The following is a 12,282-nucleotide window of genomic DNA, read 5'->3' as shown; positions in this document are numbered from 1 at the left end:
TCGCACCGCGCGGGGCGTTGTGCCCCATGCGGTTTCGAGTCTAGCGGGCGACGCATGGACTGGGTAGCGCGATGTGGGAGGGCCTTCAGGCCCGACGCTTTTGCTTCGTCAGTGACGCAGAGTGGCATGCGTGAGGAGGCTTCGGGTGCAGCCGGCCACCGCGCGAAAAGCGTCGGGCCTGAAGGCCCTCCCACATGGGCATCGCGGGTTTGTGTCGGGCTGCGTCCCGTGCGGTTTCGAGTCTAGCGGGCGAGGCATGGACTGGGTAGCGCTGATGCAGGCGGCTTCAATCTCGATGTCGCCAGTTTCGATGTATTGAATCGAAGCGATGTGTCTGGCTCGAAAGCAACAGCAGGTCCCTCGCCTGCGGCTCGGGATGACAGGGGTGTGTGGGTCGCGGTGCTTTGTGCAATGCGGGCGGCTCGCCCCCACCCAACCCTCCCCGCTCGCGGGGGAGGGAGTTACCCGGCGTCAGAAAGTGACGGCGTCAGAATCCGCCGCCGGCATCCAGCCACGTTTGTTCTTCCGGCGTATTGGTGCGGGCGAGCACCAGATTGCGATGCGGAAACCGCCCGAACCGGCGGATCACATCGCGATGCGCGTGCGCGTACTTGAGGTAATTCGCATCGCCGAGCGCTTCGCACAGCGCGACCGCACGATCCTGGTCGGCAAGCGCTTCGGAATGCTCGAACGGCATGTAGAAAAAGATCCGCAATGCAGGGTCGACATGTCGATCGAAGTCCGTGGCGATGGCGCGGTCCGCGTATTCGCGCGCCAGCGGGTCGGTGGCGAAGGCGTGCGCGCTGTTGCGGAAGACGTTGCGCGGCACCTGATCCAGCAACAGGATCAAGGCGAGCGCGCCGTTCGCATCGCCGAGCAGCGCTTCTTGCTCGCGACGCGCGGCGGCGAAGTGCGCGTCGAGGAATCGCGTGCGCAGTTCGGCGTCGAAAGCATCGTCCTTCGCGAACCACTTCGCCGGGCCGGCGTCGCGCCAGACGACGACGATGTCGTGCGCCATCGTCATCATTCGTCGAACCTCAAATGCCGCACCGATTTGCCATGCCGGCGGATCAGCCGAAGCGCTTCGATGCCGATCTGGATATGGCGTTCCACATATTCGGCGCTGACTTTCGCGTCGCTGGCTTCGGTCTTCACGCCTTCGGGGATCATCGGCTGGTCGCTGACCAGCAGCAGCGCGCCGGAGGGAATGCGGTTGGCGAAACCGGCGGCGAAGATGGTGGCGGTTTCCATGTCGATGGCCATGCAGCGCATCGCGCGGAGTTTTTCCTTGAAGTCTTCGTCGTGTTCCCAGACCCGGCGGTTGGTGGTGTAGACGGTGCCGGTCCAGTAGTCGTGGCCGAGGTCGCGGATCATCGTCGACACCGCGCGCTGCAGGGCGAACGCGGGCAGTGCGGGCACCTGGGGCAACAGGTAGTCGTTGCTGGTGCCTTCGCCCCGGATCGCGGCGATCGGCAGCACCAGGTCGCCGAGCTGGTTCTTCTTCTTCAGGCCGCCGCATTTGCCGAGGAACAGCACCGCCTGCGGCATGATCGCCGAGAGCAGGTCCATCATGGTCGCGGCGTTGGGGCTGCCCATGCCGAAGTTGATCAGGGTGATGCCGTCTGCGGTGGCGCTGGGCATCGGCCGGTCCAGGCCGACGATTTCCGCGCCGGTCATCCGCGAGAAATGGCCAAGATAGCCGCCGAAGTTGGTCAGCAGGATGTGCTCGCCGAACTGGTCCAGCGGCACGCCGGTGTAGCGGGGCAGCCAGTTCTGGACGATCTGGTCTTTTTCTTTCATGCGCTTCTCCGTGTGATCGGCCACATTTTGTCATGCACCGTGACCTTGGTCATGGTTGGCACCGGGGCGACGGCGGGCTAGGGTTGCGGTTCTCTCGAGGGGAACGACCGCCATGCACCGAACTTTCATCGCCGCGCTGGCCGCGACCGTGTTGCCTGCGCTCGTGCTGGCGCCGGCCTTTGCGGCCGATGCGCCGGCAAGCGCGCCGAAAAAGGCTGTCGCCTCGCGCTTCGCGCAGGACCCGTACGCCAGTACCTATCGCGCGATCGCCTCGCCGCCGGTGCTGATCCAGGGCGCGACCGTCCTTACCGGGACCGGCACGCGCCTCGACGGTGCCGATGTGTTGATGCGCGACGGCAAGGTGGTCGCGGTCGGGGCCAATCTCGATGTCCCCGCCGACGCCCTGCGCGTGGATGGTCGCGGCAAGTGGGTGACACCCGGCATCATCGATGTGCACTCGCATCTGGGCGTGTATCCCAGCCCGGGCACGCGCTCGCACTCCGACGGCAACGAAGCGACCGCGCCGACCACGCCTGGCGTCTGGGCCGAGCATTCGGTGTGGCCGCAGGATCCGGGCTTCGCCACGGCGCTGGCCGGTGGCGTGACCTCGCTGCAGGTGCTGCCCGGCTCGGCGAATCTGATCGGCGGGCGCGGCGTGACTCTGAAGAACGTGGCGGCCACCACCTATCAGGGCATGAAATTTCCCGACGCGCCGTGGGGCCTGAAGATGGCCTGCGGCGAGAACCCCAAACGCACCTACGGCGAGCGCGGCGGCCCGTCGACGCGGATGGGCAACGTGGCCGGCTATCGCGCCGCGTTCATCGATGCCAGCGAATACCTGAAGAAGAACCGCCCGAAGAAAGCGGCGGCGGCGCCGAAGAAGCGCTGGTGGCAGAGCGGTTCGGGCACCACCGACAGCGCCAACGACAGCGGCGGCAAGCGCGATCTGAAGATGGACACGCTGGCCGGCGCGATCAACGGCGACATCCTGGTGCACATCCACTGCTACCGCGCCGACGAGATGGCGGTGATGATGGATCTGGCGAAGGAATTCGGCTTCAGGATCAGCGCGTTCCATCACGGCGTCGAGGCCTACAAGATCGCCGACCGCCTCGCCGCCGAGAACATCTGCGGCGCGCTGTGGGCCGACTGGTGGGGCTTCAAGATGGAAGCCTTCGACGGCATCCAGGAGAACATCGCCCTGGTCGACCGGGTGCAGAACGGCTGCGCGATCGTGCATTCGGATTCGGAGGAAGGCATCCAGCGCCTGAATCAGGAAGCGGCGAAAGTGATCGCCAGCGCGCAGCGCATCGGCATCGACATTCCACCGGAACGCGCGGTGCGCTGGATCACGTCCAACGCAGCGAAGGCTCTGGGCGTCCTCGACAAGACCGGCACGCTGGAGACCGGCAAGATGGCCGATGTGGTGTTGTGGAGCGGCAACCCCTTCAGCGTTTACGCCAAGGCCGAGCAGGTCTACATCGACGGCGCGCGCGTCTACGACCGCAACGATCCATCGCGACAGCCGAAGTCCGATTTCATGCTGGGCCAGAGCTTCGAAGGAGGTGTGCGATGAGCCGTTTTTCTTTTGCCCGTCGCGCCCGCGCAGGCGGAGGCCCCGCGACGTTGCAGTGCAACGCAGCGCGTTCGCATGAACGCCGCTGGATCCCCGCGTTCGCGGGGATGACGGCATCCGGTGTGATGCGTGCGCTGGTGGCAAGCGGCGTATTGTTTGCCGGCAACGCCTTCGCCCAGAATCTGCTGATCCGCAATGCCACCGTGCACACCGCCGGTGCGCAGGGCACGCTGCAGAACACCGATGTGCTGGTGCAGGGCGGCAACATCGCCGCGATCGGTCGCGGCTTGTCCGCCGCGAACGGCGTCGACGTGATCGACGCTGCCGGCAAGCCGCTGACACCGACGCTGTTCGGCGGCATCACCGCGATCGGGCTTGATGAAGTGTCCGCCGAGGACCCGACCAACGACCAGTCGCTGGCGCTGGGCCAGGGCAAGCAGATGGTGGTGCGGCCGGAGTTCGACGTGACTTTGGCCTACAACCCGGCCTCGATCCTGGTGCCGATCGCGCGCGTCGAAGGCATCGGCTTCACGCTGCTGGGTGCGGACACCGCCAACGGGGGTTCGATCATCGGCGGGCAGGGCGCGGTGGTGCGCCTGGACGGCAGCGCCGACCCGGCCGGCCCCAAGGTGCTGTTCGTGAAGCTGGGTAGCGACGGCGCCAATCTCAGCGGCGGCACCCGCGCCAGCCAGTGGATGCTGCTCGATCAATTCATCGACGAAGTGCGTGGGCGGATTCCCGCCGGCTCGCCGATGGCGATGCTCACCCCGGCCGGTCGCGACACCCTGGCGCGCTATCTCAACGGCGGCGGTCGGGTGATGGTGGAAGTGCACCGCGCCGCCGACATCCGCCAGTTGTTGCGCTGGTCGCAGCGCCACAGCGTGCGCATCGGCATCCAGGGCGGCGCCGAAGCGTGGCTGCTGGCGCCGCAGCTGGCCGCAGCGAAAGTCCCGGTGTTCGTCGATCCGCTCGGCAACCTGCCGCACAGCTTCGACGAGATCGGCGCCACGCTGCAGAACGCCGCGCGTCTGCGCGCGGCGGGCGTGCAGGTCGGGTTCTCGCAGGGCGACAAGGCCTCGCACAACGCGCGCAAGATCCGCCAGACCGCCGGCAATGCGGTCGCGAACGGATTGCCGTGGGAAGACGGTCTGGCCGGGCTCACGCGCGTGCCGGCCGAGGCGTTCGGCGTGGCCGATCGCATCGGCACCATAGCGGTCGGCAAACGCGCCGATCTGGTGCTGTGGACCGGCGATCCGCTGGACGTGAGCGCGGTGGCGAAGCAGGTGTGGTTCGATGGTCGCGCGATTCCGATGCGCAGCCGCCAGACCGAACTGCGCGACCGCTATCTGCGCGCGGCGGGCGAGCTGCCGCGGGCGTATCCTGCTGCGATCGAATAACCGCCGGTCCCGCGATGCTGTCGTCCGTTCTGCTGTTGGCATTGACCGGTGCGGCATTGAGCGGCACGGCAATGACCGGAACGCATGCGCTGCAGCCGCCGGGCATGTTCCACGACGGCGAAGCGGTCGCGCGTCACGGCGACCGCTGGCTCGCACTGCGCGTGCACGACGGCGACGCCCGCCTGCGCATGACGCGCCTGCGGGTGAAGCGGGTGTTCGACGTCATCACCGATGCCGAAGGCGAAACCACCGGGCACGAGATCGAAAGCGACGTGGGCGATGTCGTCACCTATCTGCGCGGCCCCGGCCTGCATGCCGGGCCGGTCGCGGTGGCGGTGAGCGAATATGCCGGCGAAGGTCCGCTGCCGACCCAGCGGCTGCGCCTCGGCGACCGCGTCTACCGCCTCCTCACCCGCTGCACCGCCGATGCCGTGAACACTGCGCAGGACGGCATGACCTACCGGTGCCGGATCGAATTGAGCGAAGACGGCAAGGACGGCGATGTCGAGCGCGGGCCCCGGCAGACGCTGACCGAGATGACCGGCAACAGCGCACTGTCGGCGGCACCGGACATTGTTCTCGGCGACGATGCGTCGCCCCATGTGATCTTTGCCGGCGATCTCGATCGCGACGGCAGGCTCGATCTGATCTTCGACACGAGCGATCACTACAACCGCTCGCATCCGGTGCTGTTCCTCTCCGGCGCCGCCGAAGGCGAGGAACTGCTGCATGCGGTGGCCGAACACGACGCCGTCGGTTGCTGACGCGCACGCATTCCTTCATCAGGTTCCGCCATGACCGACACCCCCGATTGCTGGTATTTCGACTTCATCTCGCCGTTCGCCTACCTGCAGTGGCCGAAGGTGCGCGCATTGATGAACGAGCACACGATCCTGCCGGTGCCGATCCTGCTGGCGGCGGTGCTGGACACGCGCGGTCAGAAAGGGCCGGCGGAAATCCCGAGCAAACGCGAATTCACCTACCGCCACGTGCTGTGGCAGGCACGCGAGGCCGGCGTACCGCTGCGCTTTCCGCCGAAGCACCCGTTCAATCCGCTGCCGGCATTGCGACTGTCGATCGCCGCAAGCAATCGACCCGAGGCGATCGATGCGATTTTCAAATGGATCTGGGCGGAAGGCCGTGCCGGCGACAGCACCGAAGCGCTGGAGCCGGTGCGCGAGGCGCTGGGATTACCGGCCGGCGTGGCCGATTCGGCGGAGGTCAAGGCGGTACTCCGCAAGTGCACCGAAATCGCGCTGACGGCTGGCGTTTTCGGCGTCCCGACATTGGCGCTTGGCAATTCGCTGTTTTGGGGGAATGATGCCCATGCGTTCGCGGTTGCGGTCCTGAACGATCCGGCGCTGTTGGACGACAACGAGATGCGCAGGGTGGCGGCATTGCCGGTAGGTGTCAGACGAAGCTGAACGAATCGGGCCATAACGCTTGGTCTGGCATGCGACTTGCTTGTTTTGAAGTCGCCACTTGTCACTACGAGAATCTCCATCATGCGCATTGGTCTGGTCGTCGACTCAGCATGCGATCTGCCAGGGAGCTTCATCGAACGGAATCACATCGAAATCCTCCCGATCACGGTCAAGATCGGGGACGCGGTGCTCGCCGACCACCGCAATGAACAAGCCACGCTCCAATTCCTCCATTCGCACGTCGCCAGTCGGGGCGCCGAAGCGGAGACGATGCCGTTCTCGGTCAACCAGATCCGCGATCTGTTCCTGCAGAAACTGGTGATCGATTACGACTACGTGTTCTGCCTCACCATCACCCGGACCCGCAGCCCGATCCACGACAACGCCATGCAGGCGAGCTTCGTGATCCTCAACGATTACCGGCCGATGCGTTCCGCCGCCGGTCACCAGACACCGTTCTCGCTGCGCGTGATCGATACGCAATCGTTGTTCGCCGGGCAGGCCGTGACGGCGGTGGAAGCCGTGCGCATGATCCAGGCGGACGAAGGCGTGGCCAAGATCCGCGCCCGGCTGGAGAACATCGCGATCAACACCTATGCCTACATGGTGCCGCGCGACCTGCTCTACCTGCGCTCGCGCGCCAAGACCAAGGGCGACAAAAGCGTCGGCCTGCTCAGCGCGACGCTGGGCACCGCGATGGACATCAAGCCGGTGCTGTCCTGCAATCGCGGCGAGACCCGACCGGTAGCGAAGATCCGCGGCTACGACACCGCGGTCCGCAAGCTGTTCGCGTTCGCGGTCGAGCGCGTGCGCGCGGGCCTGATGACCCCCGCGATGTGCCTGAGCTTCGGCGGCGAACTCGAGGAGATGCGGACGATGCCGGGTTACGCCTCGTTGATCGATATCTGCCGCGAGTCCGGCATCGAGGTGTTCGAGAGCGTGATGAGCCTGACCGGCATGGTCAACGTCGGCAAGGGTGCGGTGGCGATCGGCTTCGCGTCGGAGCCGCACACCTTCAAGGAATGACGTCGCGACGACCCGGTCATCGGATCATGCCCGTGTGCGTGCGCCGCATAGCCGCCGCGTTATGCTGATCCACCCGACGCACACGCGGACGCGACCATGGCCATTCGCTATTACCTGAGCATTCCCGATTCCAGTGCGTTGCGTAACGCAGGCGATTTCGCATTCCGCTCGCAGGGCGCGGAAGGCCTCGCGGCGGAACTGCAGGCGGCGTTGCGCGAGGACGCGTTGTTCCAGCGCTGGCGCGCGACCCGGGAGGATCCGGACGAGGTCGATCCCGCGCTCGGCGCGACCGATCCCGCCGCGACCGTGCGCGGCGAACAGCACGATCTGAAGATCGACCTCGTCGCGGTCACCTCGATTCCCGGTGCGATCCTCAAGCATCGCCTGCGCCTGCTCGCGGGCAGCGGCTGGCAGCTGCGCGACGTCACCAGCGCATGAGTCTGCCGATGCTGCTGTCGTGGAGCGGCGGCAAGGATGCGGCGTGGGCCCTGCATGCCCTGCGCCGGAACGGCGATGTCGAAGTGACGGGTCTGTTCACCACGCTCACCGAAGGCTACGACCGCGTTTCGATGCAGGGCATCCGTCGCGACATCCTGCATGCGCAGGCCGACGCCTGCGGTCTGCCGGTGATCGAAGCATGGATCCCGCAGCGTGCGAGCAACGATCTCTACCGCGCCGCCTTCGCCGATGCGTTGCTGCGCGCGCGCGAACGCTGGCCGGACCTGCGCGACATCGCGTTCGGCGATCTGTTCCTGCAGGACATCCGCGCGTATCGCGAAGCGCTGTGCGCGGAACTCGACTGGAACCCGCATTTCCCGATCTTCGATCCGACGCCGGGCTACACCACTGCATTGGCGCGCGAGATGATCGCCGCCGGTCTGCGCGCGCAATTGGTCTGCGTGGATACCGAACAGCTCGATGCCGGTTTCAGCGGCCTCGACTTCGACGCAGGGCTGCTGCGCGAGTTGTCGGAAAGTTGCGATCCCTGCGGCGAGAACGGCGAATTCCACACGCTGGTGCATGCAGGGCCGATGTTTTCGGCACCGCTCAAGGTGACGAAAGGCGAGATGGTGTTGCGCGACGACCGCTTCGCCTACACCGATTTCTTCCTGTAGACGTCTTTTGTAGGAGCGACGGAAGTCGCGACAGGCTGCGGCATTCGCATCGGCGGCCTGTCGCGACTTCCGTCGCTCCTACAAAAACGATCAGCCAAAAACGATCAGCCAAAAACGATCAGCCAAAAACGATCAGCCAAAAACGATCACCGCGCCAGATTCAGCTGCCGCATATGGAAGATGAAATGGTCGCCGATGAAACTGGCGATGAAATAGTAGCTGTGGTCGTAACCCGGACGGATGCGCAGATCCAGCGGGTGATCCGCCGCTTCGCACGCCTCGCGCAGGCGTTCTGGCTGCAGCTGCGAATCGAGGAATTCGTCGCCGCCGCCCTGGTCGATCAGCAGCGGCAACCGCTCGCTGGCGGTGGCGACCAGCTCGCAGGCATCCCATGGCTTCCATGTCTCGCGGTCTTCGCCCAGATAGGCGGCGAGCGCTTTCCGCCCCCATGGCACCTGCGTCGGCGCGACGATCGGCGAGAACGCAGACACGCTGAGATAACGCCCCGGATTGCGCAGCGCGGTGACCAGCGCGCCGTGTCCGCCCATCGAATGGCCGCTGATCGCGCGCGCGCCGCTGACGGGGAAATGCGCCTCGACCAGCGCCGGCAATTCGCGCGCCACGTAATCCTGCATCCGGTAATGCCGCGACCAGGGCGCCTCGGTGGCATTCACGTAGAAACCCGCGCCCTTGCCGAGGTCGTAACCCTCGGCATCGGCCACATCGTCGCCGCGCGGACTGGTGTCCGGCGCGACGATGATCACCCCGTGTTCGGCTGCGTAACGCTGCGCGCCGGCCTTGGTGATGAAGTTCTGCTCGGTGCAGGTCAGTCCCGACAGCCAGTACAGCACCGGACATGCCCGCTGTTCGGCCTGAGGCGGCAGATAGACCGCGAACTGCATCGTGCAGTCCAACACCGGAGACGCATGCCTCCAGACTTCCTGCCGACCGCCGAAACAGGCGTGTTGCTCCACTAACTCCATCGCCGGATCTCCGCGTTAAGCTTTCAGGACGCCGCTGGCTTTCGCCACGTGCGTGGCGATGGCATCCATGAGCGGCGGCGACAGGCAGTCGTAGGGCTCCAGGCCCAGCGATTTCAGCCGTGCGCGGACATCGCCCATCTGCGCCGGATCGGCGCCGGATTCGATGATCGACGATACGAACGCCGCGAAGCCGGGCGCGGACCAGCCGGACTGGTCCGACAGTTCGGTGTGCACGAAATCCAGACCGTAGAACGGATGCCCGGTGTTTTCGATCCGACCGAACATATGCACGCCGCAATCCTTGCAGGCATGACGCTGGATGGCGGCCTTCTCATCGACGATCCCCAATTTTTCGCCGTGCGCGGATACGCCGAGTTTGTCGCGCGCGACCACCGCGACCAGCGAGAACAGCGCGCCGGCAGGCTTCCAGCATTTGGTGCAGCCGCAGGCGTGGTTGTGCGCGGTCTGCGCGTCGATCGTCACTTCGACGCGATCGTTCGCGCAGCGGCAATGCAGGGTGCCGCCCTTGAAATCGTCCGAACCCGGCCGGACGCCGGCATCGATGTTGGGGTGGATCGAGAACTGGCTCATGCTGCCTCCTGATGTGGATGGACACGACGCACGGGATGCGCGCCGTGAAGCGCACGACGATCCCGGATCAGAAATGGATCACCGAGCGGATCGATTTGCCTTCGTGCATCAGCTCGAAGGCGTGATTGATGTCGTTCAGACCCATCGTGTGGGTGACGAACGGCGCGAGTTCGATATCTCCCCGCATCGCGTCCTCGACCATCCCCGGCAACTGCGTCCTCCCCTTGACACCCCCGAACGCGGTTCCCTTCCAGGTCCGGCCAGTCACCAGTTGGAACGGGCGGGTGGAGATCTCCTGACCGGCGCCGGCCACGCCGATGATCACCGATTGGCCCCAGCCGCGATGCGAACATTCCAGTGCCGCGCGCATCACGTTGACGTTGCCGATGCACTCGAAGCTGTGGTCCACGCCCCAGCCGGTCATCTCCACGATCACCTGCTGGACGGGCTTGTCGTGATCCTTCGGATTGACGCAGTCGGTGGCGCCCATCTGCGTCGCCAGCTCGAACTTGCCCGGGTTGGTGTCGATGGCGATGATGCGGCCGGCCTTCGCTTGGCGCGCGCCCTGGATCACGGCAAGACCGATGCCGCCGAGCCCGAACACCGCGACCGAATCGCCGGCCTGCACCTTCGCGGTGTTGTGCACAGCCCCTATCCCGGTGGTCACGCCGCAGCCGAGCAGGCACACATGTTCGTGGTTGGCTTCCGGATTGATCTTCGCCAGCGACACTTCGGCGACGACCGTGTATTCGCTGAAAGTGCTGCAGCCCATGTAGTGATGGATCGGCTCGCCGTTGTATGAGAACCGCGACGTGCCATCGGGCATCACGCCCTTGCCCTGGGTCGCGCGCACCGACACGCAGAGATTGGTCTTGCCGGATTTGCAGAACAGGCACTCGCCGCATTCGGCGGTGTACAGCGGAATCACGTGGTCGCCCGGCTTCACGCTGGTCACGCCTTCGCCGACCTCCACCACCACGCCCGCGCCCTCATGGCCCAGCACGCAGGGAAACAGGCCTTCCGGATCGTCGCCGCTCAGCGTGAACGCATCGGTGTGGCAGACGCCGGTGTGGCTGATCTTCACCAGCACCTCGCCCTTTTTCGGCGGAGCGACGTCGATCTCGACGATCTGCAGCGGTTGACCGGGACCGAAGGCGACGGCGGCGCGTGATTTCATGGCGAACTCCAAAGAAGAGACTGGACGAAGACGTTATTCGAGAAGACGTTATTTGAGATATGAACGGACCAGCGCGATCGTTTGCTGGACGTGGTGTTCCTTGGCGGCATCCCTGGCCGCGAGCGTACCGAACTCCTCGCGCAGATGACTTTCCAGCACCTCCGCCATCAACCCGTTCACGGCTCCCCTGATCGCCGCCAGCTGCTGCAGCACGGCACCGCAGTCGCTGCCCGCCTCCAGCGCGCGCTCCAGCGCGTCGGTCTGCCCGCGGATGCGGCGCAAACGGGTCAGGGCCTTCTTTTTCTCGGCGGGGGAGTGGGGCATGGCGAACGGCTCTGGTAGTGGGGGGGAGTATAGGGCGCGGACACGGGATGTCCAGCCATGCAGCGCGAATGGCGCCAGGACCACCGGAAGACGCGACGCGCATCTCCTTTCTCCACCTATCGTGCAAAGGGGGAATGCATTCTCAGCTGCGACGCAAGCCACGATGTTTTTTCTGGTTGCAGCAGACACCGCAATGGCATGAAGGTGGTATGGGCGATTGCTGGAAAAAACGAGATAGCATGTGATGCCAATATGCCGGTTCCAGCATGGATTGATCCCGACACTGCTGGTGTGCGTCGCAAGGAGCATGTCGGTGGCGCATTCAAACTCGGCGCGGATGTCGGGTTTCGATCATTCACTCCCGTCGAATTCGCTGTGCCGGCCGGTTTGATTCAAACTTGAGTCATTTCATCAGGAGAGAGCTGGTGCACTGGGACCGTTTGCAGATCACGCTTTTCAACCTTTTCTCCGGTTGGGGCTGGGCCCTGCTTTTGGCAACGGTGTGGATGATCCTGGCTTGCCTCGCCACTTTCCGTTTGAGGTTTCGCAGCGGCATCATGCGCGGCCTGCTTGTGGCGACCGCGCTGCAAGCGTTGGCCGCAGGCTCGGCCGCAGTGGTCACGAGTCTGGATTCGATTGATGCGTATGCCTGCCTGATGGGCATGCTGGGCTTTGTGGCAACAGCGTTTGTCATCGTTGTCGAGGCTGGTCTGCTCATCTACCTGTCGAAGCAATGGCCGCGAAACGCAGCGGGTAAGCGGGACCTGATCGTCGGTTGGGTCTTGATCTGGTCGATCTTCAGCATGGTCGTACTGATCGTCCATGTGCGGTCAGCGGCTTTGTGCACGGTGTAGTTGCAGGCCATCGAC

At 65.2% G+C, this 12,282-nt stretch carries 15 protein-coding genes; 9 read left to right on the top strand and 6 right to left on the bottom strand.

The window, feature by feature from the left end; all coding sequences use genetic code 11:
- Positions 1–487: 487 nt before the first annotated feature.
- Together HOP03_05425 and HOP03_05420 are read right to left on the bottom strand one after the other, a co-directional pair.
- On the bottom strand, positions 488–1,024 hold the full coding sequence (locus HOP03_05425; protein ID NOT87604.1) for a DUF924 domain-containing protein: 537 nt from the start codon (positions 1,022–1,024) through the stop codon (positions 488–490).
- Positions 1,024–1,800, bottom strand: coding sequence for an AMP nucleosidase (locus tag HOP03_05420; protein ID NOT87603.1), 777 nt, complete (start codon positions 1,798–1,800; stop codon positions 1,024–1,026). Before HOP03_05420 ends, HOP03_05425 begins: the two co-directional genes overlap by 1 nt.
- A 112-nt stretch (positions 1,801–1,912) precedes the next feature.
- On the opposite strand from HOP03_05420, the gene HOP03_05415 reads away from it, so the two are divergent.
- The 7 genes from HOP03_05415 (at position 1,913) to HOP03_05385 (ending at position 8,338) form a co-directional block, all read left to right on the top strand.
- Positions 1,913–3,376, top strand: coding sequence for an amidohydrolase (locus HOP03_05415; protein ID NOT87602.1), 1,464 nt, complete (start codon positions 1,913–1,915; stop codon positions 3,374–3,376).
- Positions 3,377–3,483: 107 nt separating this feature from the next.
- Positions 3,484–4,773, top strand: a complete 1,290-nt coding sequence (locus HOP03_05410; protein NOT87601.1) for an amidohydrolase family protein — start codon at positions 3,484–3,486, stop codon at positions 4,771–4,773.
- Between the two features lie 14 nt (positions 4,774–4,787).
- Positions 4,788–5,537: a VCBS repeat-containing protein gene (locus tag HOP03_05405; GenBank protein NOT87600.1), complete on the top strand. Its 750-nt coding sequence runs from the start codon at positions 4,788–4,790 to the stop codon at positions 5,535–5,537.
- Positions 5,538–5,567: 30 nt separating this feature from the next.
- Entirely contained in the window at positions 5,568–6,197 is a 630-nt protein-coding gene (locus HOP03_05400) for a 2-hydroxychromene-2-carboxylate isomerase (protein NOT87599.1), read from the top strand.
- Positions 6,198–6,278: 81 nt separating this feature from the next.
- On the top strand, positions 6,279–7,223 hold the full coding sequence (locus tag HOP03_05395) for a DegV family EDD domain-containing protein (protein NOT87598.1): 945 nt from the start codon (positions 6,279–6,281) through the stop codon (positions 7,221–7,223).
- A gap of 96 nt (positions 7,224–7,319) precedes the next feature.
- The gene (locus HOP03_05390) at positions 7,320–7,661 is read left to right on the top strand and encodes a hypothetical protein (GenBank protein ID NOT87597.1); all 342 of its coding nucleotides are present in this window, start codon (positions 7,320–7,322) and stop codon (positions 7,659–7,661) included.
- Entirely contained in the window at positions 7,658–8,338 is a 681-nt protein-coding gene (locus HOP03_05385) for an ATP-binding protein (protein NOT87596.1), read from the top strand. Before HOP03_05390 ends, HOP03_05385 begins: the two co-directional genes overlap by 4 nt.
- A gap of 146 nt (positions 8,339–8,484) precedes the next feature.
- Here HOP03_05385 and fghA read toward each other — a convergent pair whose 3' ends face one another.
- The 4 genes from fghA to frmR form a co-directional block, all read right to left on the bottom strand.
- The gene (gene fghA / locus HOP03_05380) at positions 8,485–9,321 is read right to left on the bottom strand and encodes an S-formylglutathione hydrolase (GenBank protein NOT87595.1); all 837 of its coding nucleotides are present in this window, start codon (positions 9,319–9,321) and stop codon (positions 8,485–8,487) included.
- Positions 9,322–9,336: 15 nt separating this feature from the next.
- Complete coding sequence (gene gfa / locus HOP03_05375) at positions 9,337–9,912, bottom strand: S-(hydroxymethyl)glutathione synthase (GenBank protein NOT87594.1); 576 nt, start codon at positions 9,910–9,912, stop codon at positions 9,337–9,339.
- Between the two features lie 67 nt (positions 9,913–9,979).
- On the bottom strand, positions 9,980–11,089 hold the full coding sequence (locus HOP03_05370) for an S-(hydroxymethyl)glutathione dehydrogenase/class III alcohol dehydrogenase (protein ID NOT87593.1): 1,110 nt from the start codon (positions 11,087–11,089) through the stop codon (positions 9,980–9,982).
- Between the two features lie 48 nt (positions 11,090–11,137).
- Positions 11,138–11,413, bottom strand: a complete 276-nt coding sequence (frmR, locus tag HOP03_05365; GenBank protein NOT87592.1) for a formaldehyde-responsive transcriptional repressor FrmR — start codon at positions 11,411–11,413, stop codon at positions 11,138–11,140.
- A gap of 57 nt (positions 11,414–11,470) precedes the next feature.
- Here frmR and HOP03_05360 point away from each other — a divergent pair, with 57 nt between their 5' ends.
- Together HOP03_05360 and HOP03_05355 are read left to right on the top strand one after the other, a co-directional pair.
- Positions 11,471–11,815 carry a hypothetical protein gene (locus HOP03_05360; GenBank protein ID NOT87591.1) on the top strand — a complete coding sequence of 115 codons (345 nt, stop codon included), beginning with the start codon at positions 11,471–11,473 and terminating at the stop codon, positions 11,813–11,815.
- A 23-nt stretch (positions 11,816–11,838) separates the two neighbouring features.
- Positions 11,839–12,267 (top strand): hypothetical protein, encoded by a 429-nt coding sequence (locus tag HOP03_05355; GenBank protein NOT87590.1) that lies wholly within the window; start codon positions 11,839–11,841, stop codon positions 12,265–12,267.
- Positions 12,268–12,282: the final 15 nt, after the last annotated feature.

The sequence above is a fragment of the Lysobacter sp. genome (assembly GCA_013141175.1).
In the GTDB taxonomy this organism is placed as follows: domain Bacteria; phylum Pseudomonadota; class Gammaproteobacteria; order Xanthomonadales; family Xanthomonadaceae; genus Lysobacter_I.
Note: the sequence above shows the minus strand (reverse complement) of the source record. Positions and strands in the feature narration are given on the sequence as shown.

Excerpts from the sequence above, each read along its gene's own strand:
- HOP03_05410 (NOT87601.1), top strand. The coding sequence starts at position 3,484 with ATGACGGCATCCGGTGTGATGCGTGCGCTGGTGGCAAGCGGCGTATTG.
- HOP03_05400 (NOT87599.1), top strand. The coding sequence starts at position 5,568 with ATGACCGACACCCCCGATTGCTGGTATTTCGACTTCATCTCGCCGTTC.
- HOP03_05415 (NOT87602.1), top strand. The coding sequence starts at position 1,913 with ATGCACCGAACTTTCATCGCCGCGCTGGCCGCGACCGTGTTGCCTGCG.
- HOP03_05360 (NOT87591.1), top strand. The coding sequence starts at position 11,471 with ATGCAGCGCGAATGGCGCCAGGACCACCGGAAGACGCGACGCGCATCT.
- HOP03_05405 (NOT87600.1), top strand. The coding sequence starts at position 4,788 with ATGCTGTCGTCCGTTCTGCTGTTGGCATTGACCGGTGCGGCATTGAGC.
- HOP03_05420 (NOT87603.1), bottom strand. The coding sequence starts at position 1,800 with ATGAAAGAAAAAGACCAGATCGTCCAGAACTGGCTGCCCCGCTACACC.
- frmR (NOT87592.1), bottom strand. The coding sequence starts at position 11,413 with ATGCCCCACTCCCCCGCCGAGAAAAAGAAGGCCCTGACCCGTTTGCGC.
- HOP03_05390 (NOT87597.1), top strand. The coding sequence starts at position 7,320 with ATGGCCATTCGCTATTACCTGAGCATTCCCGATTCCAGTGCGTTGCGT.
- HOP03_05395 (NOT87598.1), top strand. The coding sequence starts at position 6,279 with ATGCGCATTGGTCTGGTCGTCGACTCAGCATGCGATCTGCCAGGGAGC.
- HOP03_05385 (NOT87596.1), top strand. The coding sequence starts at position 7,658 with ATGAGTCTGCCGATGCTGCTGTCGTGGAGCGGCGGCAAGGATGCGGCG.
- fghA (NOT87595.1), bottom strand. The coding sequence starts at position 9,321 with ATGGAGTTAGTGGAGCAACACGCCTGTTTCGGCGGTCGGCAGGAAGTC.
- gfa (NOT87594.1), bottom strand. The coding sequence starts at position 9,912 with ATGAGCCAGTTCTCGATCCACCCCAACATCGATGCCGGCGTCCGGCCG.
- HOP03_05370 (NOT87593.1), bottom strand. The coding sequence starts at position 11,089 with ATGAAATCACGCGCCGCCGTCGCCTTCGGTCCCGGTCAACCGCTGCAG.
- HOP03_05425 (NOT87604.1), bottom strand. The coding sequence starts at position 1,024 with ATGACGATGGCGCACGACATCGTCGTCGTCTGGCGCGACGCCGGCCCG.